Source organism: Erwinia aphidicola, assembly GCF_014773485.1.
GTDB lineage: Bacteria > Pseudomonadota > Gammaproteobacteria > Enterobacterales > Enterobacteriaceae > Erwinia > Erwinia aphidicola.
On the sequence record NZ_JACXBP010000002.1, the window covers coordinates 337,519 to 363,221 of the forward strand.

The window sequence follows — 25,703 nt, forward strand, 5'->3', positions numbered from 1 at the left end:
GGTCATCTACCGTCAGCCCGTCGGGCCAGCGGAGGTGTCCGGTTTCGCTGACAAAAAAGCGATCACCCGCCCGCCCAGCTCAATCAGATCGATCGGGTCAAGGTTCAGGCACTCTGATTTGGTCAGGTTCGGCAGCGTGATGCGCGGCAGTACCACGATCAGCGCGTCGACGTCCGATCCGGCAAGATCCACCAGCCGCGTGCCGCGCAATGCGCCCGCATTCGGTTTGATCAGCTCGACGCTGGCGATGGTCGTTTCGCCACGCACGATTGGCGTGACCAGCTGAACGGTATTTTCTGACTGTTGCATGAGAATTCCTTATTTCATTGGAAAGCGGGTCGGGCATGCCCGCCCCCTACGGGGTGGACAATGCAGGACAGGTAAGCCCGGCCCCGGCGGGTTGCACGATGCGGGTCGGGTAAGCCCGACCCCTACGGATTAAACCAGGCCGATGTTCTTACGGTGCTCGGCCAGGCGGTCGATGCCGTTCACGATCTCGACCATGTTGACGGTGTCGATCTCAATCAGCGCTTTGCCGTTCCAGCTCAGCTTGTAGTAGGTGCATTTGGTGGTGATTTTGGTTTCGTTCTCCTCACCCTGCTTGCTCTCGCCGAAGTCGAACTGCTGATGCTTGCCGCGCAGCTCCACCTCCACCGCGATGGTCTCGTCGGTGTCGTCACGCTGGTAGGAACCCATAAAGCGCAGCGGCACCGTGGCGCCACCCCACTGGCTCAGCACGCGGTCGTCGAGGCCGGAGATGGTCCACTCCAGATCCAGCGCATCATCTTCCAGGCCATTATCGATATGCGCCACGCCGTTCATGCCGCCGCCGCGGTAAGGGTCGAGCTTGCGCGCCAGCTTCGGCAGCGTCAGTGAGGTCACCACACCCTGATAGCTGTTGGCATCGTTAAACAAATTCAGGTATTTCAGTTTCTTAGGCAGTGCCATGAGGGTTTCTCCTTAGCTGTTCACAGAAGCGGCGAAGTTCGCCAGGTAGCTGTCGGTAATGCGCTGACGCAGGGTCAGATCTTCCAGCGGCGGCACCGGGGTATAGTCGTAGTCGATATACAGCTTGCCGGCTTTCAGGCTCTCCTGGCTGTTGGCGCTTTCGTCGTACCAGCAGTTGGCGCCCAGCAGATAACCGGCGTTGATCAGCTCACGGAACTTGGCGTTGATCCCGGCGATAATGTCGCGCACCAGCGTCGGCGTCAGCGGCTTGTCGTTGGCCCACATATGCGCATCGGCCATGGTGTCGGCGATCACCTGCGCCGAGCGGGTGTAGTTTTCAAAGGCGAACAGCGGGTCATCGCTACAGGTGCGGTTGCCCCAGAAGCGGAAACCGTCTTTGCGGATCAGCGTGGTGACGCTGGCTTCATTCAGCAGATCGGCATCGGTCCCCACCTGCTGCAGGTCCCAGAATACCGAGGCGGAAACGCCGGTCACGCCGTTGACGCCGACGTTCGACAGGGTTTTATGCCAGCCGCTGTCGTTATCGATTTTGGCGCGCAGGCCGAGGGCGCGGGCGGTGGCATAGGCAGTTTCCGCCGCGCTGGTCACGGTGTTCCAGGCGACAAAGTCGGGCCAGATCACCATCAGCTCGCGCTGGCTGAAGTTTTCGCGATACTTGAGCGCATCGCTTACCGTTTTACAGCCGTAAGCCGAGATATAGCCGAAGGCGCGCAGCTGCTGGCAGATTGCCGCCAGCGCGGTGGCCACTTCCAGCGAATCCAGCCCCGGCACGCCGAGAATACGCGGCTTAACGCCAAGGTCGGTCTGCGCCGCGAGCAGCGCTTTCATCCCGGTGTAGCGGCCGTTAGCATCGCTGCCGCCGATGATATTGCTGGTGGTTGCCGCTTCGTCTTCACCCTCCTCAACGCGCACCACCACCGTTACCGGCTTGCTCTGGTCGGCAATCGCCTGCAGCGCTTTCGCCAGCGTGCCGCTGACACCGGCTTTCCCCACCGCCGCCTGCACGTCGGTAATCAGCACCGGCGTGTTGAGCGGGAATACGGTGGCATCAGCATCCGCTGCAGTGCAGACCATGCCGACAATAGAAGTGGATACCGTGGAAATACTGCGGGTTCCGTCATTGATTTCAACGACGCGTACGCCGTGGTGATAATTAGCCATCTTTATTACACTCCGTGGTTGGGGTGAGGTAATGATGACAAGAATTTAATTGGCGGGCATGCGATTGGCGTTGTGGGGCGGAGGGGACAACATGATGAACAAAAAAAAGCCACCTAAAACTCTGGTGGCTTTTAAATTAAATCTTACTTATCCAATTCCGTCCTCGAAGAGGAATATCAAAAAACCATCAATCGTTAATTAGAAATAGTTGATTTTCATCATGCAATAAAAAACGAAAGCCATCGCATAAATCAAACCAATGGAGTAAGCATTAAAAAATTTCACATTAAATTCAAAAATTCACCTTATTATCTGGTGATGTCGGCCAGTTAATATCTGGAGCAGTAGATGTGTCTGTCAATTTTACTCTATTCTTATACTCCATCCATGATGACAACTTTTCTTTATTTTCATTGCTAATTTCACCTAGCATTAACTCCACTCGCCAATCAGAAATGACATTGTCAATTTCAGAGAGCAACTGTTTTCGATAGTCCTCTGCAAGGGCGCAGGGGTCAACTTTGGCAAGCCAAATACTCGGGAATCCATTTTTGTCTGGTACTATGACCTTTCCATCTAGTTGCTGTTCTGACATGAGTTCTTTATATAAATCAGCATTCACCTTGACAACATCATTCGGCATAATGTCATTTATACCTTCGATAAAGAAACCTTTGTTTATTTTTGAATAAAAAATCATATTTTCACCTATACCCCTATAGCTAACCAATAACAAGCTCGTTCATACTCCACCATTGAATTCTGACTTAATTTTCCAACGAGGATTGAGCATTGTGATTTACCAAGATCAGAACAGTTTGCAATTCCTAATGAAGTAACGCCAGCCGCCGGAGTTGTATGCGGTATAGCCATTAACATAAGCACACGGTTTGGGAAACTTACCGGGAAAGTAACTGTATAGCTCGAGGCTCCACCAACTAACCCCCACTGAATGATCAAACCTGAAGGTAATTTCTGAAAACCTGGTGAACCAAGAGAACTTGAAAATACACTCATATCAGGGATCTGATTTAAGTTGGTTCCTACATTGCGCTTTGCTGCTTCCCCCAAGCTGAGGTTTGCATGTAACTGACTGACAAGATTTTTTTCCTTAACCTCCGATAGCGCATTAGCAATAAGTAAATATTGATTGTGAGGATTTACTGCAGCAAGGTGTTGCGACATTTTTAAATCCACATACGCCTTTACTTCAATCACCTTATCATCGACGTATTTACGCGTGGCAAGTACTACCGATGGGTCGATTTTTAAAGTCACCGCCGCGGTACTACTGACAATCAAGATCATACGTACTGTCTGGGTGCGGCCACTGCCTTCCTGCAGCTGTGGTTTGTAGGTTTCCGCACAGTTTGCCACGGCAATTAACGCGTTATCAGCGTCAAACAGGCCGATCTCACGGATCCAATAGCCTCCCTCACTTTCCGGGATAATCTGCTCGGCAACGATCTGGCTGCTGTTGACCGGATCAACGCTCAGTGAATTAAGCGGTGCGCGGCGCTTTTCCCCAATCAACGCAGTTTGCTTAGCGCCAGGTGTTGGCAACGTACCCCCGCCGTCACCGACCGCCATCTGCGTGATCTGAAGTTTTGTACCCAAAGCCGTGGCATTTGCCAGTTTTGCTGCACCGATTTCGGTGAGCAATGCGTAATATTTTGTCGTCATGCGTTTACTCTCAGGTTGTCGATAATATGAAGTGCAGCACCGCTGTAGCTGTAGCCGCCCGTGGTAATAACTTCTGGCGTGTAGGGATAAACCGTCAGCTCATCTCCACTGTAGCTGGCTGCAGCCGCCCATATCTTCCCGCTTGTATCCAGGTTGATTGTCAGGCCGGTAAGATGGCGGCTGACGGGTTTCGCGTCGCCAATCAATCGTTCCAGCTCGTTGTACATCTCCTCAGTAATGCCAGTTTCCAGTACACCGACGTCCAGCCTGAAAGTTCCAGGTGCGGCGTTGTGCTGCCACCATTCGGTAATACGGATGAGATACCCCAGCGGCTCCACCACCCGGCGGATCGCCGAGATGGTGCCCTTGCGGCGGTGGATAAACTGCGAGGCGGCGACCACCGCACGCCGGGTCTCTTCCGGCCACTCCTGATCCCAGCGATCCACCGACCAGGCCCAGGCGAGATAGGGCAACAGCGGCAGCGGGCAAGTCTGCGGGTTCCACAGGGTGCGCAGCGGCACCGGCAGCTGCTGCAGGCGCGCACAGGCTTCGGCGGCGGCCACCTCGAGCTGTGACGAGCCGACGGGCAGCAGGCGGTCACTCATCGGAACCTCCTACCGCGATCTGCGTAGCGGTGCAGTACGCCGCCTGGGTTTTATCCAGCACCACATCAGCAGCAGGCTGCGCCAGCTCCACGCGCTGGACACCCTCGACGTGCAGCGCCGCATACAGCGCTGACCTGCGGATATCGCGCCCCAGCCGCGACTGGGCGTTTACAAAGGCCGCCAGCCGGGCTGCCGAGGCGGCGCGGATCGGCTCCGCCTCCGGCCCGGGATAGAGAAACAGCGTGGCCTCAACGCGGTACTCGACGATTTTTGCCGACTGCACGCTGACGCGATCCGCCACCGGGCGCACCTCCTCGTCATTCAGCGCCGCGTTGACGACGGCCAGCAGTTCAGCGCTGGCTTCGCCGCGCCCTTCACGCGACAGCACGGTGATGGTGACCACGGCCGGGGACGGGCTGATGGCGGTGACATCCGCCACGCGACCATCGGCGCTGCGGGCGTGATATTCATAGGCCCCGCCCGGCCCCGCTACGCTCAGCCCCTCAAAGGCCTGGGCGATGCGCAGACGGAAGTCGTCGTCGCTCTCAAGCCGCGCCGGGGTCGGCGGCAGCGTGCTGTTATCTGCAGGTTTCAGCACCAGACGGGTGACGCCGTTGTTGACCCCAAGCTGGTCGAGATCGCTGCCGCTGGCGAATGCCACCATGGTGGCTTTCGCCGCTTCGTTAATGCGCTGGCGCAGGATCACCTCGCGGTAGGCGTTCTCCTCCAGCAGCTTGACGATCGGCTCCGACGCCAGGGTTAAGGTGCGGGCTATCGCCTCATGCTTATCGGCGGGATAGCGCGCAATCAGCGCGCTTTTGCGCTGCTGCAACAGGGTCTCAAAATCCAGCGCTTCGACGATGTTCGGCGCGGGTAACTGACTTAAATCAATCGTGGCCATAGGTGTTAACTCACTGGAATGGATAAGGAAAATGTGGACTGGTTGCGGGTGCCGCTTAGCGCTACCTCCATGCTGCCGTCAAACCCCGGCTGATAGCGGATGCTGTCGAGCGTGATGCGCGGCTCCCAGCGCTGCAGCGCCATGTAGCAGGCCGACATAATCTGCAGGCGCAGCGTCTCGTTCTGCGGCTGGTCGAGCAGCGCCGACAGCAGCGAGCCGTAGTCACGGCGCATCACCCGCGAGCCCTGCGGGGTCAGCAGGATGTCGCGCACCGACTGGCGGATATGGTCGATATCAGTCAGCTGCAGGCCGCTGTCGCGCTGCATGCCGGACCAGGTTGCTCTGCTCATCACTGTGGCCCCGCTGTTTTGCTGCCGCCGCTCTCGACGCCCGCGTGAACGTGGCTGTGGGCCACCACCCCGTTGGAAGAGAAGCTGCCGCCGCTGTGGCTGATATTGCCCTGCAGCGTGCCGCCCTCGCTGAGCGCAAAGGTTTTCGCCTTCAGCTGCTGGGTGCACTCCACCAGCGGGCTGTCGAGGGTAATTTTCACCGCCGCCCGGATGCTGGCCGACTGGATGCCGCTGGCGGTCAGCGCGCCGCTCTCGGGTTCGTAAGCGATCTGCGCCCCGTCCGGGAACTGCCAGCACACCGCATCCTTTGCTGCCGACGGCGCCGGGAAGGCATCGGAGAAAATCCCCGGCAGCACAAAGGCGGTGGTCAGCTCGCCGCTCAGCGCCAGCAGGAGAACCTGCTCACCGGGCGACGGCGCATGCCAGCTGCGCACCTGGCCAGCGCTGCTGTTCAGCCACGGCAGCCAGCCGGTCAGGTTGCCATCGCTCTGCACCCGGCAGCGCGCCCGGGGCAGATCGACCTCGCTGACGGTGCCGATGCGCAGCAGGTTATTGAGCTGGCGGCGGGTCTCCACGACAAATTCATTCATTGCGTACTCCTTCTGGCTTTCAGACGGCGGGCCATTCACTGACCAGCTGATGGTTGATATACAGCTGCCACGGGCGCGGGACGTGTTCCGGCTGCGGCGGCTCTGGGACGTGCGTGGCGTGCAGCGCGCCGTCGATTTCGCTGACGATCACCCGCTCGGTGAGTTGCAGCAGCACGCTGAAATCGCCGTTTTCCAGATGGCTGAACAGGATGGCGTTCTGCTGCTTATCCGCGCTGGCCTGCTGGTCGGGCTGGTTGTCACGCAGCCACAGCAGCAGCGGCAGCATCAGCGCATCTTCGTCATCCACGTACTGGCTGAGCGTGACGCGCAGCGGGTACTGATACTCAAAGCTCAGCGAGCTGGCGAGGGTGCTGACTACCCGTCCCGGCTCAAGGGTGAGCGTCAGCCGCTGCGGATCGGTTTGCAGCAGCGGCACCTGGGCCAGCAGAGCGGCGCGTAACAGGGTTGGCTTTAACATCGTGTTGCTCCTGACACTGTTTAATGGTTTCAATTTGCAGGCCGCACAGCAGCAGCGCCTGCTCCAGCTGGCGAATGTCGGCCAGTAGATCCCCCTGAGTCACGCTCTGGCTGCCGGGGATCGGGCAGCTGCTGACCCTGGGACAACCACGCCAGATAATCACGGGCGCTGGTGAAGGCGGGGCGCTGCTGCAGGCGGATAATCCCGTCAGGCAGAGCAGCAGTGCTCCAGTGGCGAAGTGCTTCATCACGATCAATCATCCTGTTCATAGTGAGCTGACGTTTCAGCCCGAGATCGCCGGCATCAATCAGCGCCTGGCGCAGGGCCAGCTCGCTTTTTTCACGCTGACCGTTCTCTTCCTGCATCTGGCTGAGGGTGACGTCGCGGCTGACGATCCCCGCGCTGAGAGTGGCGTTCTGCTGCTGCAGCACCCGCAGCTGCTGGTTCAGGCGCACCAGCTTCCAGCTCACTGCGGCGAAAAGCGCCAGCATCAGCATCAACAGCAAGGGCAGCAGGCGCTTCACTCTGCCCCCTTCAGGCACCATGCCTGCTCTGCCCTGCGCCGCTGCATCAGCCCCTGGCTCGATTTGCCATCCACGTAGATCCAGCGCGGCAGCTGACTGCAGGCGGCGCGCCACTTCTGCTGGTTAATCAGCGTGGCGAAGGTCGAACCGCACGCGGCACCGACCCCCACGTTGAAGGCAAATGACACCGTGGCGTCGTACACCGGCTGCGGCATGCTGACCGGCATACAGCGCGCTATACCGCGCTCCACCCGCTGCAGGTCGTCGATCAGGTTGACCGCCACCTGGCGCTCGTTCACCGCGCTGAGCGGCGTGACGCCACGGGTATGGCCGATGCCGTTAGTCCACACCCCGGCGCTGCACTGGTACGGCGATGTGCGGCAGCCTTCGGCATTCGCCAGCAGCAGCAGGCCGTCAGAGGAGATGCGCAAGGTGCGAAACTCCGGCAGCAGCGCGGCCAGCGCGACAATCGTCAGCACCGCGCACTTCTTAGCTGTGGAATTCATCGTGTTTCCTTTGCTCCTGGCGCAGCTGTAACAGCAGCCAGGTTTTGCGGCGGTAGTGCCAGTTGATAAAAAAATTGGCGACATTGATGGCCAGCGTAGCCACCGCCACCAGCGCCCCAATGCCAAAAGCGATGTCCTGCACCGTGTGGCGGCTGGCCCACATCATCAGCACACCGACCAGGTAGCTCACAATCGAGCTGTTTCTCTCCATCGCTAGCTCCAGAGATTCAGCGTTTCATGGGTGGCAGAGCTTGGGAGGTCGGGTAGCTCAAGCGGGTAGCCGTGGGGCAGGCAGGCGCCCTGCTCTGCCAGCCCGCTATTGGCCGCGTAGACCTGCTCTACCACCTGGCGGGTACGGCCGTAGTGGCGAAAACAGATTTCATCAACGCTGTCCCCCTGCAGGGCAAAAATTTTCATAGGTGGTTCTCCCGGATTGGTTAAAGCGCTTTCAGGAACGGCAGGCCGATTGAAATACGTGCTGCCGGATGACCTGATGAAGTGTGCGATTTCGCCGCAAGCCGCTCAATGCGGGGCTGTTGTAGGAGCGGTGTGACAACCGAGAGTCGGATTATGGGAAACGATATAAACAAAAAAGCCCCATAAAGGGGCTAATAAGGGAGGGTGCGTAGAGGGGGCGGCATCCGTTCCTGATACGCAAACAAGTTTGGCCGGACAGCAGGACTGAAAAGCCGTTTAGCGCTTCTGCGGCTGGGCAGAAAAGATGACGGAAAACTGCGCATTTTTCAGCTCTATGCCGCTGGCAATGTCGGCAATCAGGTGCAGGGCAATCTCACGATCGCGCTCCTGGCAGACCCCTTCAGAGGTTAACCTTGCAATCAGTTCCACCCGCTCCAGGATAACTCGTTCCGCTAATTCTTTATCCACAACTTCCCCCTCCAGCATTACTGTATATATATACAGTAGCATAGCGTTCATCATTAATAAAAGTATTTTCGGCCCGGCTAATGAGCGGGTTATCTCGATGATAATTAGGTAGTTAGATGCAGAGGCATTTACCCAAACATGTAATGCGATATTTTTAACTGCGGGACGCGCCAGACGTGATTTTTCACCGGGGAGAGACGATTTTACAGTCGAACATGCAGTTTACTTAATCAAAAACCGCGCGGGTACGGCTTCCCTGCCGACTGTAGCTGGCGTTATGCAAGGGGGGAACGGCAGTGTTTTGCCTGGTGTTCGTCAATCTCTTTGCAGCTGACGCATAGCGTCACGCCGTCCAGCGCTTTGCGCCGTGCCAGCGGGATCGGTTCCCCGCACGCTTCACAGAAAAAGGCGCTGGGCTGCATCGGGCGCTGAACGGCACGCGCAAGGTGGCGCGCCAGATTTTCGGCTTCGCGCTGCTGTGCGCGGTCCATTTCATCGGCCATTTAAACTCTCCGGTTAGCGGCAGGCAATTCACAAAAGATGAACAACTGGCTTTCATCGCGGTGAATAGCAGGCCTGAAGATTGTAATTTTTGCTCTTTTCGGGCAAACTCCGGGGTTGTTGTATCGCGTACTGCCAGTAAAATCACACAACCCTACAATGCAAATTGTATATTCACTAAAAGTGAAATAGCAAGGAGTTTTAGCTTGAGCCTACAAATCGATTTCCAGAGTGGGGCAAAAGAAGTGCTGGACCGTGTGCTTCAGGCATATGGTTTTTCCACCAAGCTGGCACTGGCAGAACACCTCGGCATTGCCAGTAGCAGTCTGGCAAACCGCTACTCGCGCGGCTATTTCCCTTCGGATATTGTGGTGCGCTGCATGGCGGATACCGGCGCAACGCTGCACTGGCTGGTGACGGGTCAGGGTGAAGCACTGAGCGGTGCAGGCGCTGAAGAATCACAAAAAGTGAATACCACATTGCTACCGCGTCAGCGGCTGGAGGCCGGTAAGCTGAGCGATTTGACGGCGGTGATGCTGGATGAAGATTTTCTGGCGTTCAGCGCCACGGCATTGGTGAAGCCGCTGATCGTGGTGGAAGGACAGCGCCAGTGGATTGCCGAGCAGGCCTGGGCGGAGATCCTTGACGGCGAGTGGCTGGTATCGATGGAAGGCCAGGTGACGGTGCGCCACCTGACGCGTATTCCACCGGGCCGTGTGCGCGTTAGCAGTGCCCTGCAGCAGTTTGAGTGCGCGCTGGGCGACATTACCCCGCTGGCACGCCTGGTTATCGCCTGCCAGCCGCTGTAAAATAACACCGCTGAGCTGCTTTCCTGCCTGGCCCTCAAACACCCGGTCGAGGCAGGCCTCGCCCCTACGGGGTCAAAAGCATGAAAACAAAAAACCCCGCCGAAGCGGGGTTTTTCATTGAATGAGTTCGAAGCTGACTGGTAAGCCGCCTTCCTGTCATAGAGAGTGTCGTGGACAGTCATTCATCATGTCCGTAGGGCAAATAACAAAAAACCCCGCAAAGTTTTCACTCTGCGGGGTTTTTCATTGAATGAGTTCGAAGCTGACCGGTAAGCCGGGTTCTGTCGTGGACAGTCATTCATCTAGGCCAGCAATCGCTCACTGGCTCAAGCAGCCTACCCGGGTTCAGTACGGGCCGTACCTGGTGAACCCCTATTTGGCCTTGCTCCGGGTGGAGTTTACCGTGCCACGAACTGTTGCCAGCCGCGCGGTGCGCTCTTACCGCACCCTTTCACCCTTACCTGATCCCACTTGCGTGGGCCATCGGCGGTTTGCTCTCTGTTGCACTGGTCGTGGGCTTGCGCCCCCCAGGCGTTACCTGGCACCCTGCCCTATGGAGCCCGGACTTTCCTCCCCTCTGTCTGTCTCCCCCGAAGGAGGACGGCAACAAAGCGGCGACTGTCTGGTCAGCTTCGGCGCGCAGTGTATAAGGTTTTCACCGGGTTGTCACTCACCCTGCTGCTCCAGCGCGTACTTATACAGCGCATTTTTCTTCACGCCGTGGATCTCGGCGGTCAGTGCGGCGGCTTTCTTCAGCGGCAGCTCACCCTGCAACAGCGCCAGGGTACGCAGCGCTTCCGGCGGCAGCGCCTCTTCTTCCGCCTGGTGGTAACCCTCAACGATCAGCACCATCTCCCCTTTACGGCGGTTCTCTTCTTCCTGCACCCAGGCCAGCAGCTCCCCCACCGGCGCACCGTGGATCGACTCCCAGGTTTTGGTGATTTCACGCGCCAGCACCACATAGCGCTCGGGGCCCAGCACCGTCACCATATCCTGCAGGCTGTCGAGCAGGCGGTGGGTGGATTCGTAGAAAATAATGGTGCGCGGCTCCTGCTCCAGCGCGCGCAGCGTATCGCAGCGGCCTTTGCTTTTAGCCGGCAGAAACCCTTCGTAACAGAAACGATCCGACGGCAGGCCCGCGGCGCTCAGCGCGGCAATCGCTGCACAGGCGCCCGGCAGCGGCACCACGCGGATGCCCGCTTCACGGCACAGGCGCACCAGGTGATAGCCGGGATCGTTGATCAGCGGCGTACCGGCATCAGAAACCAGTGCCACGCTCTGCCCTTCGCGCAGCTTCGCCAGCAGCACTTCCGCTTTCTGCTGTTCATTATGGTCATGCAGTGCGAACAGGCGCGCATTGATGGCGAAATGTTGTAGCAACAGTCCGGTATGACGTGTATCTTCCGCTGCGATCAGATCGACGCTCGCAAGCACCTTCAGTGCCCGCTGGGTGATATCGCCCAGATTACCGATGGGTGTGGGAACGATATAGAGCGTGCTGGCAGAAATATCTGCCCGATCGTGTTGTTTCATTGTTTCATCCGAATTGCCGATTTAATATTGAGCATCTTGAAAAAAACATCACTGGATACAGTATGCTTCCTTCGAAAGTTCTTCAGCGCAAAGCGCTACGCACGGTACCGCTTCTGCTGGCCGCCCTGATTTTTGCCGGATGTACCGGCCAGGCTCCCAAAACGCCCGAGGCGAATGTGCAGGGAGCCGCAACTGGCACCTCTGACTATTACCTGCAGCAGATGCAGCAAAGCGCAGATGATAACAAGGTTGGCTGGCAATTACTCGCAATCAGAGCGCTGTTGAACGAAGGCAAGGTGCCGCAGGCGAGCGATCAGTTCTCCCAGCTGCCGCAGAACCTGGACGCCACCCAGCAGCAGGAGCGCCAGCTGCTGCAGGCTCAGCTCAGCGTGATGCAGCAGAATCTGCCCGCCGCCGCTGACCAGCTGAAGCAGATTGATATCGGCAGTCTGTCGAAAGATCAGCAGGCCCGCTACTACCAGCTGCTGATCGCCGCCAGCCAGGGTCGCCCGTCGCTGGAGGTGCTGCGCGCCTATATTGCCCAGGAGCCGCTGCTGAGCAACCCGGCAGACAAGCAGAAGAATATTGATGCCACCTGGCAGGCGCTGAGCCAGATGACGCCTGAGCAGCTCAACAGCCTGAACATCAACGCGGATGAAAACGTACTGCAGGGCTGGTTGGATCTCTCCGGCGTTTACCGGGCCAACAGCAACGACCCGGATATGCTGAAAGCCGGGATCCGCGACTGGCAGACGCGCTATCCGAATAACCCGGCGGCGAAAATGCTGCCGACCGCGCTCAGCCAGGTGCAGAACTTCCAGCCCGCTTCCACCGGCAAAATCGCGCTGCTGCTGCCGCTGAGCGGCCAGGCGCAGGTGTTTGCTAACGCCATTCAGAAAGGCTTTAACGACGCGAAAAACGGCGTGCTGGCACAGGGTTCCGCACCTGCGGCACCGGTTGAAGCGCCACAGGCTGCCGCTGCGGATGCCGCAACCCCGGCCGATCCTAACGCCGTAGTCAGCCCTCCTGCTGCGCCAACCGATGCCGCCGCTGCGCAGCCACAGCAGGTGCAGCCGCAGTCCGCGCCAGCTAACAGCGTCGAAACCGCGCCGCCGTCCAGCGGTACGCAGGTACAGGTCTATGACACCAGCAGCCAGCCGATTGAGCAGGTGCTGGCGCAGGCACAAAAAGACGGCGCTACGCTGGTGGTCGGCCCGCTGCTAAAAAGCAACGTCGAAAAGCTGGCAGCCAGCCAGACGACCCTCAACGTTCTGGCGCTTAACGAGCCGGAAACCATCCAGAACCATCCGAATATTTGCTACTTTGCGCTTTCTCCTGAAGACGAAGCCCGTGATGCCGCGCATCATATGTGGGACCAGGGCAAACGTGCACCGCTGCTGCTGGTGCCGCGCAGCTCACTCGGCGACCGCGTGAATAAAGCCTTTGCCGCTGAGTGGCAGAAGCTTGGCGGCGGCACCGTGCTGCAGCAGCAGTTCGGTTCGACCGCAGAGCTGAAGCAGGGGATCAACAGCGGTGCCGGTATCCGTCTGAGCGGTACGCCGGTTAACGTGCAGCCTGAACAGCCCGCGGGCGTTACCATTGGCGGCCTGACGATCCCGGCCCCGGTCGCTGAACCGACGGCTGCCACCACCAGCGGCGGCAGCGTTGACTCGGTGTATATCGTCGCCACGCAGGATGAACTGGCACTGATTAAGCCGATGATCTCCATGCGCGTCAGCAGCCGTGATAATGTGGGCCTGTATGCCAGCTCGCGCAGCTATCAGGCAGGCGGCGGCCCGGACTACCGTCTGGAAGTGGATGGCCTGCAGTTCAGCGATGCTCCGCTGCTCTCCGGTGCCAACCCGGCGCTGATGCAGCAGGCGGCGAAGATGTTTAACAACGACTACTCGCTGGTGCGCCTCTACGCGATGGGCATTGATGCCTGGACACTGGCGAACCACTTTAACGAAATGCGCACGCTGCCGGGCTTCCAGGTTAAGGGCGACACCGGCAGTCTGAGCGCGGATCAGGACTGCGTGATTAACAGGAAGTTAGTATGGAGCCAGTATCGTCAGGGACAGATCGTTCCGGCCAACTAAGCCGGCAGCAGCAAGGGGCGAGCCGTGAACGTCAGGCTCGCCGCCTGCTGGAAACGTCAGGCCTGCGTTTTGTCGCCGCTAACGTGCGCTACCGGTCAGGCGAAATTGACCTGATCATGCGCGATGGCAAAACGTGGGTATTTGTCGAGGTGCGCTACCGCAGCAGTGACCGCTTTGGCGGCGCGGCGGCCAGCGTCACCCGCAGTAAACAGCTGAAGCTGCTGCGTGCAGCAGCGCTGTGGCTTAACGGTCGCGGGCAGAGTTTTGACACCGCCGACTGTCGTTTTGATGTGGTAGCGATCACCGGCGAGCAGGTGGAATGGTTACCCAATGCGTTTACAGCAGAATAACTAGACCAGGTGAATGACGTGCTGGAAAGAATCAAAGTCTGTTTTACGGAAAGTATACAAACACAAATCGCGGCGGCAGAAGCGCTGCCGGATGCCATCTCACGTGCGGCGATGACCATGGTACAGTCGCTGCTCAATGGCAACAAAATACTGAGCTGTGGTAATGGAACCTCCAGCGCCAATGCCCAGCATTTTGCTGCCAGCATGATTAACCGTTTTGAGACCGAGCGCCCAAGCCTGCCCGCCATTGCGCTGAGTGCGGATAACGTGCTGCTGACGGCCATTGGTAATGACCGCCTGCATGAAGAGATTTACGCCAAACAGGTGCGCGCTTTAGGCCATGCCGGCGATATCCTGCTGGCGATTTCAACGCGCGGCAACAGCCGTGATATTGTCAAAGCCGTAGAGGCAGCGGTCACCCGCGATATGACCATTATCGCCCTGACCGGCTACGACGGCGGCGAGCTCGCCGGTCTGCTGGGTCCGCAGGATGTGGAGATCCGCATTCCTTCCCACCGCAGTGCGAGAATTCAGGAAATGCATATGCTCACCGTGAATTGTCTGTGCGATTTAATAGATAACACTTTGTTTCCCCACCAGGATGTTTAAGGAGCTTAAATGAAGGCATTATCTGCATGTGCAGTTATTCTTACCGCGTTGATGCTACAGGGCTGTGTCGCGGCGGTTGTTGGCAGTGCGGCCGTGGCGACCAAATCCGCCACTGACCCGCGTTCCGTTGGTACGCAGGTTGATGACGGCACGCTGGAACTGCGCGTCACGAACGCGCTGTCGAAAGATGAGCAGATCAAACAGAGCGCACACATTGTTGCCACCGCTTATCAGGGTAAAGTGCTGCTGACCGGGCAGTCACCGAGTGCCGATCTGGCGCTGCGTGCAAAACAGATTGCCGTGGGCGTGGATGGCGCAACCGAGGTGTATAACGAGATCCGTATCGGCGACAAAGTCAGCTTCGGCACGGCATCTTCAGATACCTGGATCACCACCAAAGTGCGCTCACAGCTGCTGGGTAGCGATCAGGTGAAATCCTCGAATGTGAAAGTCACCACCGAGAATGGCGAAGTGTTCCTGCTGGGTCTGGTGACGGATGCAGAAGCGAAAGCGGCTGCGGATATCGCCAGCCGGGTGAGCGGCGTGAAACACGTCACCACCGCGTTTACCATTTTGAAATAAGATTTACGGGCCGACCGGAAAAGAAGGTCGGCCCCTGCGTAATACCGTACAAATCCTCAATACGGGCCGACCGGAAAAGAAGGTCGGCCCCTACAACCGGCTTAAACAATCCATTGCCACCGCCTTGAAGCTGGCGAAATCCGCGCTGTCGCGCAGCCTTGTCATCGCCCGCTCGCGCATAAACGTCACGAACAGATCGTAGATGGCCATCGCCTCTTCATACTCCGTCTTGCTGATCGCCAGCAGGAAAATCACATATGCGGTTTCATCCCCCCACGCGATGCCCTCCGGTGCCAGCACGGTATAGACGCAGGTTTTCTTTGCCAGCAGCCCCAGCGAGTGCGGCAGCGCAATGCCTTCGCCGAGCATGGTGCTGACGATGGCTTCACGCTCTTCCACCGACGGGTAAAACGTCTCATCCACCATCCCTTCCTGCTCCAGCTCGCCGCACAGCTGGCGGAACAGAGCGCTGCGGTCCAGCGGCCGATCGAGGATCAGGAAATGGCTGGCATCGAAGAACTTTTCCAGCATGTAGGGGCGGGTGCGATCGAGCAGCACCAGCTTGCCGATCTGCTCCAGCTGGTACTCAGTGGGGAACGGCGACATCACCACTACCGGCTTATCCTTGTCGCTAAGGCGCACGGTGGAGATAACAAAGTCCTCGTCCACGCTCGCCAGCTGCTCGTACTCGCGCAGCGTAATAATGCCGTTCACCACGATCTGCGGGTATTTGCGCAGTAGCATCGCCTGGATCATGCGCACCGTGGAGTTACCGGTGTCGCACACCAGCAGGATCTGCGGATGGCGCTGATAGCCCACGTTGTAGTGGCGCTCCAGCCCGACGCCAATATGCAGCACCAGGAAGCCAATCTCGTTTTCGCTGATGGTGTACGGGGTGTATTTGCCCCAGCTGGAAACCGCCGCCAGCGTCACGTCCCAGGCCATCGGATAGTGCTGTTTGATGTTGGTCAGCAGCGGATTGGGAATGTGGATCTGATAGCGCACGCGGGTGATCATCGTTTTGATGTGCGTCAGCAGGTCGGCGCGCAGCTGCGGGTCATTTTGCAGGTTGAAGTTGTAGTGGGTGTTGATGTAGCCGAGGATGTAATCCACCAGCGAATCGCCGTCGTCCGGGCTGATGGCGCTGGGCGCAATCTCTTCCACGCGGCGGGCGGCGATATTAACGCGCAGGTAGGCCTCTTCCGCCGGGGAGATCGCCTTGCCGACAATCGGCCGCATCAGGTTAACGATGTGGCGCGCCGCATCGCGCACCTCATCATCAACATCCTCCGCGCTGAAGTCGGTCAGCGGGTAGCCCTCGCCAATGCGCCGCACCGCCACCGCGCAGTAGAGGCGCAGATAAAACTCGCCGTCGTCGGCCAGGCGGATATTAAAGCGCGACAGGCACTGCTGCAGCAGCGGTTGCAGGGTGGTGAGCATCCCGCTGTTAAGCGCCTCCAGCTGTAGCAGCGGGCTGTCGCTGTCCTCCTGCGCAATCTGGTACAGCAGGTCGGTCAGGCAGGTGCGCATCGCCACTTCGGGGCCGAACAGCTTCATACCGTAGCGCGGCTTGGTTTCAATCGCCAGCTGATAACGCGCCAGCCACTCTCTCACCTCGGCCATATCGCTTTGCAGCGTGGTGCGGCTGACAAACCATTCGTCGGCCAGGTCTTCCAGCTTGAGGGAAAAAGCCGAGGTGAGAAAACGGGTGAGCAGATAGTGCACGCGGGCGGCAGAGGTGCGCGGCACGCGCAGATGTGAAGGTGACTGCTGCTGCAGCTGAGCGTAGCGGCGCGCATCGGCAATCTCCAGCCGATAGCCCGCACCACGGCTTAGCACAAAGCTGGCACCGTGCTCGGCCAGCAGTTCGTTGAGCACGTTAATATCGCTGCGCACGGTGCGCGTGGAGACGTCGAAGCGCCGCGCCAGCTCGTCCTGCGGCAGCGTTTCGTTTTGTAGCAGATCAAACAGCTGGGCCAGTCGTTGGTTGGGGAATCTCACGGAGCGCTCTTCTTTAGATAGTCGACCTTGTTAGCGGGTTGTTGCAGGCTAACGGAATTCACTGCGGGAAAATAGCGCGCCCCGGCATAATCCCAGGGCGCGGTCAGTATTAACCGACTAATTTTTTGGTCATTGCCAGCAGCGTGGCGACATCCTGCGGCCGCGTCTGCCCGCTCTGTTTATCGATAATCGAGCTGTAAATATGCGGGATGATCCTGCTGACGCCCGCATCCAGCGCGATCTGCAGGATCGCTTCATAGTTATCGAGATCGATGCCGCCGGTTGGCTCCAGCCAGAACCCCTGCGCGGCGCAGGCTTCTGCCACCGCTTTGAACTCGTTGATCGCCTTCAGGCCGCCCATCGGGAAGTATTTTACCGAGCTGCCGCCCATATCCTTCAGCAACGCAACCGCGGTAGCGATGGGCACAATGCCGTCGGCCTGCTGCGAGCTGAGCGGCCCGGTGGAGATCTTCACCTTGCCAACCGTGCCGGTCGGGGAGATCAGGCCGTTGACCACGGTGTCAGACTGGCCAAGCAGCGCGCGCGAAGTCGCGACGCCGGTAAACACCTGGTTGACGTGCTGCGGCTGCACCTCAGCGGCAATCGCGCTGACCATCGCCGACTGGTTCGGGTCGCCCGCGCCGAGGCCGACCGACAGCGCGTTATCAATCAGCGCCGCGTAATCACGCATATCGGCTACCGCGCTCGCCACGTCCGGGTAGTCCTTCGACAGCACGCCAACCAGCACGTGGCCTTCTGCGGCTTGCCAGATGTCGCGGGCATTCTGTTTCGAACCGGCGAGGACATTCAGGCAGACGCGGTCGCGGTAAAATTTCGGTTTCAGTGTCATGCGCGTGCTTCTCCGGTTAACAGATCTCTGATGCAGATAAAAATGGTGTGCAGCTGTTCGGCAGAGACGCTGCGCACGTCGACTTCAACAATGCCTTCGTTGGCCTTGTAGCCACGGAAGTAGATGGCGATGGCACCGGTTTTCAGCGCCTGCACCACTTCACCGGTGGTGCGGCCTATCACCGCCTCGTCGAAGTGGATCTCAGCGCGGGCGATATCACGCCCGGCGGCGTCCCACACCGTGCGCGCCTGAATGCCCGCCAGCTGGTTTAAGCTGTCGATAAACGGCGTCATCTTCTCCACCATCTGCGCGCCGGTGGTCTTCTCCACGCGCAGATAGTTTTCAATCGCCTGCGTCAGGCCGAGGATCCCCTCTTTGCCGACCTTCATCGCGCGGCCAATGCCGTTCGACTGGCGCTTCACCCACTCAACGTACTGCGCTTTGCCGATCACCAGCCCGCTGGTTGGCCCTTCAATGGCTTTTGCGCCGCTGTAGATCACCAGGTCAGCACCAAAGCCGTAATAAGCCTGCAAATCCTCCTCGGCGGCGGCATCCACAATCAGCGGCACGCCGTGTTCACGCGCCACCACGGCGGCCTGCTTCACGCTGAGATGGCTTTTCTGCACGCTGTGATGCGATTTGATATACATGATTGCGGCGGTCTGCGGGGTGATCGCGGCGGAGAGCTGCTGCGGCGAGCACTCGTTGGCGTAGCCCGCTTCCACCAGCTTGCCGCCGCCCAGCGCCACCATGGTGCCCACTGGCGCGCCGTAGTTAACGTTATGGCCCTTCGGCAGCACGATGTCGTGCGGCACCATCAGCGGTGCGGCGTGCAGATTTTCCAGCAGCCAGTCGTTATCCTTAACGATAACCGCCGCTACCGACTGCGCAATCCCGGCCGAAGCGCAGGAGACCACCACCGCCGCTTCACAACCCAGCAGCCCGGCAATATAGGCTCCGGTTTTGTTGACCAGATCTTTCATTTCAAAATAGTGATTGAGGCCATAGCTCACCGTCTCCACCACGTCCGCGCTCGGGGTCGACACACCGAGAATGGTCATGCGGCCGGAGGCGTTGATCACCTGCTTGAGATGATATTTCTCATAAATAGAAAGCTCATTTACTGAAGTCATTACGTTTCTTCCCTTCGTTAGTCACGAATGCCTGACCGGCGACCACAGCGGCCAGCGGCACCAGCTGCGTTGTACCGGACAGCGTTTGTCCGTCTGAATCGGTGAACAGCGCGCTTTCCTGCTGCACGTCGAAAATGGTCAGATCGGCGTCATAGCCGACTTCAAGGCGCCCTTTACCGGCGAGGCGCAGGCCGTCTGCGGCGTGCGCGGTAACGCAGTCGATCACCTGCGGCAGCGTCATGCCGATGCAGAAGAACTTCGACATCACGTGCGCGAGGGTATACACCGGGCCGTTCAGACGGTTGCGGCAGTAGATATCGGAGCTGATGGTGTGCGGCAGAATGCCCTGCGCAATTGCCACGCGCGCCACTTCGAAGCTGAAGCTGGCGCTGCCGTGGCCAACGTCGAGGCGCACGCCGCGTTTGAGCGCAGCGCTAATCGAGGCGCGCAGCTCGCCCTGCGGCGTCAGAATGCGGTTCGGCTTGCCGTTATAGCAGTGGGTGATGATGTCGCCGCTGCTCAGCAGGTCGGCAATTTCATCGAGGTTGGGCGGATTATTGCCGATATGCACCATCAGCGGCAGGCCGCCGTTCTCCTGCTGCATCGCCTTGGCGCGCTGCAGCGGCTTAATGCCGTTGTGCTCCACCACGCTGCTGCTGATACGCGCTTTCAGGCCGAGAATAAATTGCGGCAGGCGCTGCAGCGCGGCTTGTACCGCTGCGGCGTCAATGCGCGCCATATCCGCTAACTCGTTCTGCGTCAGAATGCCGCTGCGGGCGATATTGAGCAGTGCGTAAACCTGGGTGCTGGCGCTGCGCGTCAGCTGGTAGAAATCGTCGATATCGTCGGCGCCGGTGCTGCCGGCGTCCACCACCGTGGTGACGCCGGTTTCCACGCCAATGCGGTCGGCTTCATCGTGATAAATCGGCGATTTGGGGTAGCAGTGAACGTGTGAATCAATCCAGCCCGCGCTGAGCCAGTAGCGCCCGTGCAGGTCCCACTCGCGCTGTGCCGGGCCGTCGATTTGCCCGATTTCGGCAATCTTGCCCGCGCGAATCGCCACATCGCTGAGGGTGCCATCGCTGAGGCGCGCCCGGCGGATAATCAGATCATACATTGCAGACTCCTGAGCGCGGCGGCGTCCTGCCGCCGCGCAAGTTGGTTACAGCGCCACCGGGAAGATCGCCCCCAGCACCATGGCGCCGAGGATAGCGCCGCCGGTAATCGGTTTATTCCACAGGTAAAACAGCAGTGAACCCACCAGCGAGCCGAGGCCAATGGGGATCGAAGCGGCCATTGCCGACAGGATAATCAACGGCCCGAGGAAGCGGCCGGAGGCGTTACCTGCGCCCATCATCACGTCGGCCCCGTAGGTGGAGTCGCTGTTGTTGATGGTGAACTTACGCGCCAGGATAATGATGTAACCCACCGCCAGGCCGAGCGCCAGGCCGGTAACCAGCGAGGCCGCGAAGTTGGCTACCGGGAAGACGATGCCTGCCCCAAGCAGCAGTGCCGGCACGCCAAGGCCGATACCGGTCTGGATCGCGCCGCCAATATCAAGAATACCAACCAGCGAACCTTCGATAATGCGCGCAAACAGGAAGCTGGCACCAAATGCCGCCACCGCGCCGTAGACGCCAGTTTCCATGCCGGAACGCAGCATCGAAACAAACGCGACCTCGTTAAACGCGCCCAGGCCGTAGACGTAATACATATGCGTACCGGCGAACACCCCGGCAGAGAGCAGACCGACAAAGATCGGGAACGACCAGTCGGCATACCAGAAACCGCTTTTTGACTCTTCCATTACCCTTGTCCTCTTATTTGCCGCTCAGGGAGTTGTGGATCATCTCCATCCAGCCGGGCACGCCAAGCTGGAAGGACTGCAACAGCTTCATGTCGAAGCCACGGAAGAAGCCGCTCAGCACGAACAGCAGCACGATGGCGATCATCATCACCTTCGTGACGCGGTTCCAGCCCGCCTCTTCCACCCCTTTGCCGATCAGGATGCCCAGCACCAGGCCCGGCACGGCGTTACCCATAATCAGCTGCGCGAGGCCGCCGAAAATGGTGGCCCAGAAGCCCGATTTCTTACCGGCGTCGATGGCGGCCAGCCAGAAGATCACCGGCATCACGGTGTTCACCAGCAGGTTAGCCGCAGGCACCAGCACTTTCACCGCGGTGACCTGCAGCGCAGCAGGCACGGCAGAGGCGGTGGAGTTGAGAAACGCCACCACAATCATGCCGATGATGCCGCAGGCAATCGCCATCTTTTTCGGGTTATGCAGGGTTTCCGCCACGTTGCGGTTTTTCACCATCAGTGCCGCCGCGCCCCAGTTGGGGATGATGCGGTGGTCAACGTCCTGAGTGAAGGAACCTGCCGCCACGGAGGAGGCCCAGGCGTTAAAGAAGAAGCCAAGGCCGAAGGAGAAGTGAGAAGCCGGGTCGCCCTCACAGGAATTCAGTTCACCCAGTGTGCGAAATGCGCCCATGCCCTGTGTGGTCGGGGCGTGGAACATACGCGCTGCCCCGGCACCGACGCCCACTCCGACCAGGCCGCCAATAATCAACGACTTAAATAAGATGATTAAAAACATCAGTTTTTTCCTTTGGATTTATATCCCAACGTTTTTAGTTAACCGCGGTGAAATCCACCTTGTCGGTGTCGACCACCGCGACGTTGACGGTGATCGCCAGCTCAACGCTGTAGGTTCGCCGTTCGCGCGCCAGAAAGAAGAACAGAAACTTTTCCGTTTTGACGCGCAGTTCGGCACGCAGCACCTTCACATCCACCGGCTCAATACGCAGGAGGATATTGCTGGTGGACTTGAGCACCGTGTTTTGCACCCGGCTCAGGGCGTCGGCAAAGGCTTTTGCTTTGCTGTCGCCCTTGCCGCTGACGTTCACCGTGGTGGTGAATTGCTCTTTCATCAGCCGTGCTTCTTCTGCCACGCCTGCACCAGACGCTCGCCCAGCTCTTCTTTATCCATAAAGCCGAAGCCCAGCACGGTGGCGCCTTCGTTGATGGCGGTGACGCCTTCGTCGATGGAGCGCATGCCGTGTTTGGCTTTATAGCCATATTTGTTCTGTGCGGTGATGGCACCTGCGCCGCCGCTGCCGCAGAAGGAGATTCCGAAGTTGGCGTTTTCCGCTTTCATCACGTCGCCCAGCTTCATATCCGCTGCCACGCCAGGAACCACGATGGCTTTACCGCCCGCTTTCTCGATACCTGCTGCCACTTTCTGGCCTTTACCTAAACGATCGCCGATCACTACGATGATTTGAGACATGGTGTATTCCTTTAATTTATAGAGTGATTACTCGTGCCGTCGGTGGCGCAGTCAGTTTGGGTGCGGACAGCGCGGAAAAACCGGAGCGTACACGTAGTACGTGAGGATTTTGAGCACTGCCCAATCCCAAAATGGCAAGTAAACCAGGCACACTATTGGTTTTCTTTGGCGACTTCGAAATGCACGGAGAGTAGCCAGGCTTCCTCTTTCGGCAGGTTACCGAACAGATCGACCACCTGCTGTGCCAGCAGCATGGATTCTGGCGAAATATCGTCAAACAGGTCAGCTTCCACTTCGGGTAGCGCCTCACCGGTCAGCGAGCGCAGCGCCATCGCCCGCACGTGGGAGGTAAGCATCTGCTGCTGTACCGGGTTGGGCTGTATTGCCCTGGCCGCAAACAGGTCGGCAATCTGCCCCATCACCCGTGCGGCCAGCGCCTGAATCTCATCATCCTGCTCTGTTGCCACACTCGGCCCCGTTCCATTACTCACGTTTGTCCCCCCCTTTTTGCAATGGTTATAAGCTACCGCTGCGCAGAGGTGCTGTGGAGAACGACTTTTTCCGCCAGCAAGCGGAAATAAACGGATGGGGTACGAGCCAGGTCGCAAAAAACATCAGACCGTGCATCAATAATTATAAAATGAGAGTTAAATCACAAAATAAAGACTATTTTGCGCCATTTATGCAGAGGCAGAGAAAACAGCAGCAGAGTAAAGCGTCCAGCAGAAGGAAATAGAGGAAAAACCTATGACGGATTTAATCAGGGCCGGGGATAATTCCCGGCCCTGAGCGTTAGCGGAACTTTTTGTGATTGGCGTCGCGGGTTTCAGCCATTTTTTTCGCTTCTTCCTTCGCGCCTTTCAGGTCCCCGTCATTGGCCAGCTTAAGGCTGGTATCGATCTGGCCAATCAGGGTATCCAGCCCGGCGTGATAGTCTTTGATCTGCGCGCTGTCTGCCGACTGGCCCTTAAGCTTATCCGGCGTCTGGGTTTTAGCGTTTTCAGCTGCGCCCTTCATATCGGTCAGCGCTTTAATCATTTCGGCTTTATCGTCGGTTTTCTGCACCGTACGCAGGCCGCCTTTCAGCATATCCATATCGCCTTCCAGATCCTGCGACAGCACGGCGAAACTGGATAACAACAGCGAACCACTCAACATTGCAAACATTAATTTACGCATTGCTTCAGTCCTTTTAATTATAAAAAAAGGCGACTGTCTGAGCAGCCGCCTGATAAGCATACGCCTAAATCGCTAAATTACTGCCCGGCAATCTTCATTTCTGGTAACAGAATGGATCCACACTGGATATTGCTGCGGGTTTCAATATCGCTGCCGATGGTCACCATATTGCGCCACATATCTTTCAGGTTACCGGCGATGGTGATTTCACTGACCGGATACTGGATTACGCCATTCTCAACCCAGAAACCGGATGCGCCGCGCGAGTAGTCGCCGGTCAGCGCACTGACCGCCTGGCCCATCAGTTCCGTCACCACCAGCCCGGTGCCGAGCTGCTTGAGCAGGTCATCAAAGCTGTGGCCCTGCCCGGCAATGCGCCAGTTATGGATGCCGCCCGCGTGGCCGGTGCTCTGCAGCCCCAGCTTGCGCGCCGAGTAGCTGGTCATCAGCCAGTTCTGCAGTACACCATCTTTAATGATGTCGCGGCGCTCGGTACGCACGCCTTCGCTGTCAAACGGCGTTGAGGCCAGCCCTTTCAGCAGGTGCGGATGCTCCTCAATCGTCAGCCATTCCGGCAGGATCTGCTGGCCGAGGGAGTCAAGCAGGAAGGTGGATTTGCGGTAGACGCTGCCGCCGCTGATGGCCCCCACCAGGTGACCAAACAGCCCGGTGGCCACTTCCGCGGCAAACAGCACCGGCGCTTTCATCGTCGACAGTTTGCGCGGCGACAGGCGTGACAGCGTGCGGCGCGCGCACTCTTCACCGACCGACTCTGGCGACTTCAAATCCTCCATCGCCCGGCCAATGGTATAGGCGTAGTCACGCTCCATATCGCCGTTGGCTTCCGCAATCACGCAGCTGGAGAGCGAATGACGGCTGGAGCAGTAGCCCTGCAGCATGCCGTGGCTGTTGCCAAACACTTTAATTCCGACGTGGCTGTTAAAGCTGCCGCCTTCGGTGTTGGTGATGCGCGAGTCAGCCTGCAGCGCAGCCTGTTCTGCACGCGCAGCCAGTTCGATAGCGCGATCGGCGTCGATCTCCGTTGGGTGAAACAGATCGAGATCCGGTGCGTCAAACGCCAGCAGCTCGCGATCCGCCACGCCGGCAAAGGGATCCGGTGAGGTGTAGCGTGCAATATCCAGCGCGGCCTGCACGGTGCGTTTGATCGCCTCCGGGCTGAGATCGGTGGAGGAGGCGCTGCCCTTACGGTTCTGATAGTAAACGGTGATGCCGAGCGCACCATCGCTGTTGAATTCGACGTTTTCCACTTCCCCGTAACGCGTGCTGACGCTGATGCCGGTGGTTTTGGTTACCGCGACTTCTGCCCCATCGCTGCTGACTTTCGCCAGCTCGAGTGCTGTTGAGACCGCCTGCTCCAGGGTTTTACGCTGTTCTGCAACTTGGGAGAGTAATTTCATCGGCCTGCCATATAATTAGTTGAGAAATACCTGCATCAAATGCAGCTCTCAAGGTGATAAGGAATGATTTGAGTCTAACAGACTCAGAGAACAATTTCGCAGTAGCCACGTAACCTGATAGCATTAGCCTCTTTTTCAGGAGCCGTACCAATGACCAAGCAGCCCGATGACTGGCTCGACGAAGTACCCGATAACGAAGAAGAAGAAGACGAAGAGATTATCTGGGTCAGTAAAAGTGAGATTAAACGTGACGCCGAAGAGCTGAAGCGCCTCGGTGGTGAACTGGTGGAACTGGGGAAAAACTCCCTGGACAAGATCCCACTGGATGAAGATCTGCGTGCCGCGATTGAGCTGGCGCAGAAGATCAAGAAAGAGGGCCGCCGCCGCCAGATGCAGCTGATTGGTAAGATGCTGCGCTCGCGTGATGAAGAGCCGATCCGTACCGCGCTGGACAAGCTGAAGAACCGCCACAACCAGCAGGTTGCGCTGTTCCATAAGCTGGAAGTACTGCGTGACCGCCTGGTGGAACAGGGTGATGACGTGATCCCGGAGGTACTTAACCTCTACCCGGATGCGGACCGCCAGCAGCTGCGTGCGATGATCCGTAACGCGCAGAAAGAGAAAGCGACCAATAAGCCACCAAAAGCCTATCGTCAGATTTTCCAGTATCTGCGCGAATTAGCTCAGGCGTCATGAC

General features: G+C 58.4%; 33 protein-coding genes, 1 other RNA gene and 2 pseudogenes. 6 read left to right on the forward strand and 30 right to left on the reverse strand.

The window, feature by feature from the left end:
• Positions 1–12: 12 nt before the first annotated feature.
• The 17 genes and pseudogenes from ID864_RS05980 to ID864_RS06055 form a co-directional block, all read right to left on the reverse strand.
• Positions 13–309 carry a phage tail assembly protein gene (locus tag ID864_RS05980; protein WP_048917303.1) on the reverse strand — a complete coding sequence of 99 codons (297 nt, stop codon included), beginning with the start codon at positions 307–309 and terminating at the stop codon, positions 13–15.
• A gap of 129 nt (positions 310–438) precedes the next feature.
• A complete protein-coding gene (locus tag ID864_RS05985; protein ID WP_048917304.1) occupies positions 439–948 on the reverse strand; it encodes a phage major tail tube protein in 510 nt (169 codons plus the stop codon).
• 12 nt (positions 949–960) lie between these two features.
• Positions 961–2,130 carry a phage tail sheath protein gene (locus ID864_RS05990; protein WP_048917305.1) on the reverse strand — a complete coding sequence of 390 codons (1,170 nt, stop codon included), beginning with the start codon at positions 2,128–2,130 and terminating at the stop codon, positions 961–963.
• 292 nt (positions 2,131–2,422) lie between these two features.
• The gene (locus ID864_RS05995) at positions 2,423–2,830 is read right to left on the reverse strand and encodes a tail fiber assembly protein (RefSeq protein WP_191149556.1); all 408 of its coding nucleotides are present in this window, start codon (positions 2,828–2,830) and stop codon (positions 2,423–2,425) included.
• Between the two features lie 8 nt (positions 2,831–2,838).
• A complete protein-coding gene (locus tag ID864_RS06000; RefSeq protein WP_191149557.1) occupies positions 2,839–3,813 on the reverse strand; it encodes a phage tail protein in 975 nt (324 codons plus the stop codon).
• Positions 3,810–4,418 (reverse strand): phage tail protein I, encoded by a 609-nt coding sequence (locus tag ID864_RS06005; RefSeq protein ID WP_048914700.1) that lies wholly within the window; start codon positions 4,416–4,418, stop codon positions 3,810–3,812. The genes ID864_RS06000 and ID864_RS06005 overlap by 4 nt, the downstream gene beginning before the upstream one ends.
• Positions 4,411–5,319, reverse strand: a complete 909-nt coding sequence (locus ID864_RS06010) for a baseplate assembly protein (RefSeq protein WP_191149558.1) — start codon at positions 5,317–5,319, stop codon at positions 4,411–4,413. The genes ID864_RS06005 and ID864_RS06010 overlap by 8 nt, the downstream gene beginning before the upstream one ends.
• A gap of 5 nt (positions 5,320–5,324) precedes the next feature.
• Entirely contained in the window at positions 5,325–5,669 is a 345-nt protein-coding gene (locus ID864_RS06015) for a GPW/gp25 family protein (RefSeq protein WP_191149559.1), read from the reverse strand.
• Entirely contained in the window at positions 5,669–6,259 is a 591-nt protein-coding gene (locus ID864_RS06020; protein WP_048917344.1) for a phage baseplate assembly protein V, read from the reverse strand. Before ID864_RS06020 ends, ID864_RS06015 begins: the two co-directional genes overlap by 1 nt.
• 19 nt (positions 6,260–6,278) lie before the next feature.
• A complete protein-coding gene (locus tag ID864_RS06025; RefSeq protein WP_133624834.1) occupies positions 6,279–6,737 on the reverse strand; it encodes a phage tail protein in 459 nt (152 codons plus the stop codon).
• A complete protein-coding gene (gene lysC / locus ID864_RS23690; RefSeq protein WP_222941430.1) occupies positions 6,649–6,984 on the reverse strand; it encodes an Rz1-like lysis system protein LysC in 336 nt (111 codons plus the stop codon). The genes ID864_RS06025 and lysC overlap by 89 nt, the downstream gene beginning before the upstream one ends.
• A pseudogene (locus tag ID864_RS06030) lies at positions 6,914–7,282 on the reverse strand (Rz-like lysis system protein LysB); the annotation flags it as partial. The gene lysC and the pseudogene ID864_RS06030, both read right to left, overlap by 71 nt.
• Positions 7,258–7,767, reverse strand: coding sequence for a lysozyme (locus ID864_RS06035; protein WP_048917347.1), 510 nt, complete (start codon positions 7,765–7,767; stop codon positions 7,258–7,260). The pseudogene ID864_RS06030 and the gene ID864_RS06035, both read right to left, overlap by 25 nt.
• Positions 7,751–7,978 carry a phage holin family protein gene (locus ID864_RS06040; RefSeq protein ID WP_048917348.1) on the reverse strand — a complete coding sequence of 76 codons (228 nt, stop codon included), beginning with the start codon at positions 7,976–7,978 and terminating at the stop codon, positions 7,751–7,753. The genes ID864_RS06035 and ID864_RS06040 overlap by 17 nt, the downstream gene beginning before the upstream one ends.
• 2 nt (positions 7,979–7,980) lie before the next feature.
• On the reverse strand, positions 7,981–8,184 hold the full coding sequence (locus ID864_RS06045) for a tail protein X (RefSeq protein WP_048917349.1): 204 nt from the start codon (positions 8,182–8,184) through the stop codon (positions 7,981–7,983).
• A gap of 288 nt (positions 8,185–8,472) precedes the next feature.
• Positions 8,473–8,652, reverse strand: a pseudogene (locus ID864_RS06050) (hypothetical protein); the annotation flags it as partial.
• A gap of 275 nt (positions 8,653–8,927) precedes the next feature.
• On the reverse strand, positions 8,928–9,155 hold the full coding sequence (locus tag ID864_RS06055) for a TraR/DksA C4-type zinc finger protein (protein WP_191149562.1): 228 nt from the start codon (positions 9,153–9,155) through the stop codon (positions 8,928–8,930).
• Positions 9,156–9,359: 204 nt separating this feature from the next.
• Here ID864_RS06055 and ID864_RS06060 point away from each other — a divergent pair, with 204 nt between their 5' ends.
• On the forward strand, positions 9,360–9,962 hold the full coding sequence (locus ID864_RS06060) for a phage repressor protein CI (RefSeq protein WP_048917352.1): 603 nt from the start codon (positions 9,360–9,362) through the stop codon (positions 9,960–9,962).
• Between the two features lie 254 nt (positions 9,963–10,216).
• On the opposite strand, the gene rnpB is transcribed toward ID864_RS06060, so the two are convergent.
• An RNA gene (rnpB, locus tag ID864_RS06065) (RNase P RNA component class A) lies at positions 10,217–10,596 on the reverse strand.
• A gap of 32 nt (positions 10,597–10,628) precedes the next feature.
• Positions 10,629–11,495, reverse strand: a complete 867-nt coding sequence (rsmI, locus tag ID864_RS06070; protein WP_191149563.1) for a 16S rRNA (cytidine(1402)-2'-O)-methyltransferase — start codon at positions 11,493–11,495, stop codon at positions 10,629–10,631.
• A 62-nt stretch (positions 11,496–11,557) separates the two neighbouring features.
• On the opposite strand from rsmI, the gene ID864_RS06075 reads away from it, so the two are divergent.
• The 4 genes from ID864_RS06075 to dolP are packed head-to-tail and all read left to right on the forward strand — an operon-like array spanning position 11,558 to position 15,135.
• Positions 11,558–13,594, forward strand: coding sequence for a penicillin-binding protein activator (locus ID864_RS06075; RefSeq protein ID WP_191149564.1), 2,037 nt, complete (start codon positions 11,558–11,560; stop codon positions 13,592–13,594).
• Positions 13,552–13,944, forward strand: coding sequence for a YraN family protein (locus ID864_RS06080; protein WP_048917355.1), 393 nt, complete (start codon positions 13,552–13,554; stop codon positions 13,942–13,944). The genes ID864_RS06075 and ID864_RS06080 overlap by 43 nt, the downstream gene beginning before the upstream one ends.
• An 18-nt stretch (positions 13,945–13,962) precedes the next feature.
• Entirely contained in the window at positions 13,963–14,553 is a 591-nt protein-coding gene (gene diaA / locus ID864_RS06085) for a DnaA initiator-associating protein DiaA (RefSeq protein ID WP_048917381.1), read from the forward strand.
• A 9-nt stretch (positions 14,554–14,562) separates the two neighbouring features.
• Positions 14,563–15,135 carry a division/outer membrane stress-associated lipid-binding lipoprotein gene (dolP, locus tag ID864_RS06090; protein ID WP_191149565.1) on the forward strand — a complete coding sequence of 191 codons (573 nt, stop codon included), beginning with the start codon at positions 14,563–14,565 and terminating at the stop codon, positions 15,133–15,135.
• A 90-nt stretch (positions 15,136–15,225) separates the two neighbouring features.
• Here dolP and ID864_RS06095 read toward each other — a convergent pair whose 3' ends face one another.
• The 11 genes from ID864_RS06095 to pmbA form a co-directional block, all read right to left on the reverse strand.
• The gene (locus ID864_RS06095; protein ID WP_048917357.1) at positions 15,226–17,136 is read right to left on the reverse strand and encodes a BglG family transcription antiterminator; all 1,911 of its coding nucleotides are present in this window, start codon (positions 17,134–17,136) and stop codon (positions 15,226–15,228) included.
• Positions 17,137–17,245: 109 nt separating this feature from the next.
• Entirely contained in the window at positions 17,246–17,986 is a 741-nt protein-coding gene (gene dagF / locus ID864_RS06100) for a 2-dehydro-3-deoxy-phosphogluconate aldolase (protein ID WP_191149566.1), read from the reverse strand.
• On the reverse strand, positions 17,983–19,119 hold the full coding sequence (locus tag ID864_RS06105) for a DgaE family pyridoxal phosphate-dependent ammonia lyase (protein ID WP_191149567.1): 1,137 nt from the start codon (positions 19,117–19,119) through the stop codon (positions 17,983–17,985). The genes dagF and ID864_RS06105 overlap by 4 nt, the downstream gene beginning before the upstream one ends.
• Entirely contained in the window at positions 19,103–20,236 is a 1,134-nt protein-coding gene (locus tag ID864_RS06110) for an amidohydrolase/deacetylase family metallohydrolase (protein WP_191149568.1), read from the reverse strand. Before ID864_RS06110 ends, ID864_RS06105 begins: the two co-directional genes overlap by 17 nt.
• Before the next feature lie 45 nt (positions 20,237–20,281).
• Complete coding sequence (locus ID864_RS06115; RefSeq protein ID WP_048917361.1) at positions 20,282–20,926, reverse strand: DUF4310 family protein; 645 nt, start codon at positions 20,924–20,926, stop codon at positions 20,282–20,284.
• Positions 20,927–20,939: 13 nt separating this feature from the next.
• Positions 20,940–21,716, reverse strand: coding sequence for a DUF4311 domain-containing protein (locus tag ID864_RS06120; protein ID WP_048917362.1), 777 nt, complete (start codon positions 21,714–21,716; stop codon positions 20,940–20,942).
• A gap of 34 nt (positions 21,717–21,750) precedes the next feature.
• Positions 21,751–22,050, reverse strand: coding sequence for a DUF4312 family protein (locus ID864_RS06125; protein ID WP_048917363.1), 300 nt, complete (start codon positions 22,048–22,050; stop codon positions 21,751–21,753).
• Positions 22,050–22,409, reverse strand: a complete 360-nt coding sequence (locus tag ID864_RS06130) for an SFCGS family glycine-rich protein (RefSeq protein WP_048917364.1) — start codon at positions 22,407–22,409, stop codon at positions 22,050–22,052. Before ID864_RS06130 ends, ID864_RS06125 begins: the two co-directional genes overlap by 1 nt.
• A gap of 152 nt (positions 22,410–22,561) precedes the next feature.
• The gene (locus ID864_RS06135) at positions 22,562–22,900 is read right to left on the reverse strand and encodes a glycine dehydrogenase (RefSeq protein ID WP_048917365.1); all 339 of its coding nucleotides are present in this window, start codon (positions 22,898–22,900) and stop codon (positions 22,562–22,564) included.
• 301 nt (positions 22,901–23,201) lie between these two features.
• On the reverse strand, positions 23,202–23,588 hold the full coding sequence (gene cybC / locus ID864_RS06140) for a cytochrome b562 (protein WP_048917366.1): 387 nt from the start codon (positions 23,586–23,588) through the stop codon (positions 23,202–23,204).
• A 77-nt stretch (positions 23,589–23,665) separates the two neighbouring features.
• Entirely contained in the window at positions 23,666–25,006 is a 1,341-nt protein-coding gene (gene pmbA, locus ID864_RS06145; protein ID WP_048917367.1) for a metalloprotease PmbA, read from the reverse strand.
• Positions 25,007–25,156: 150 nt separating this feature from the next.
• On the opposite strand from pmbA, the gene yjgA reads away from it, so the two are divergent.
• Positions 25,157–25,702: a ribosome biogenesis factor YjgA gene (gene yjgA / locus ID864_RS06150; RefSeq protein ID WP_048917368.1), complete on the forward strand. Its 546-nt coding sequence runs from the start codon at positions 25,157–25,159 to the stop codon at positions 25,700–25,702.
• Position 25,703 lies beyond the last annotated feature (1 nt).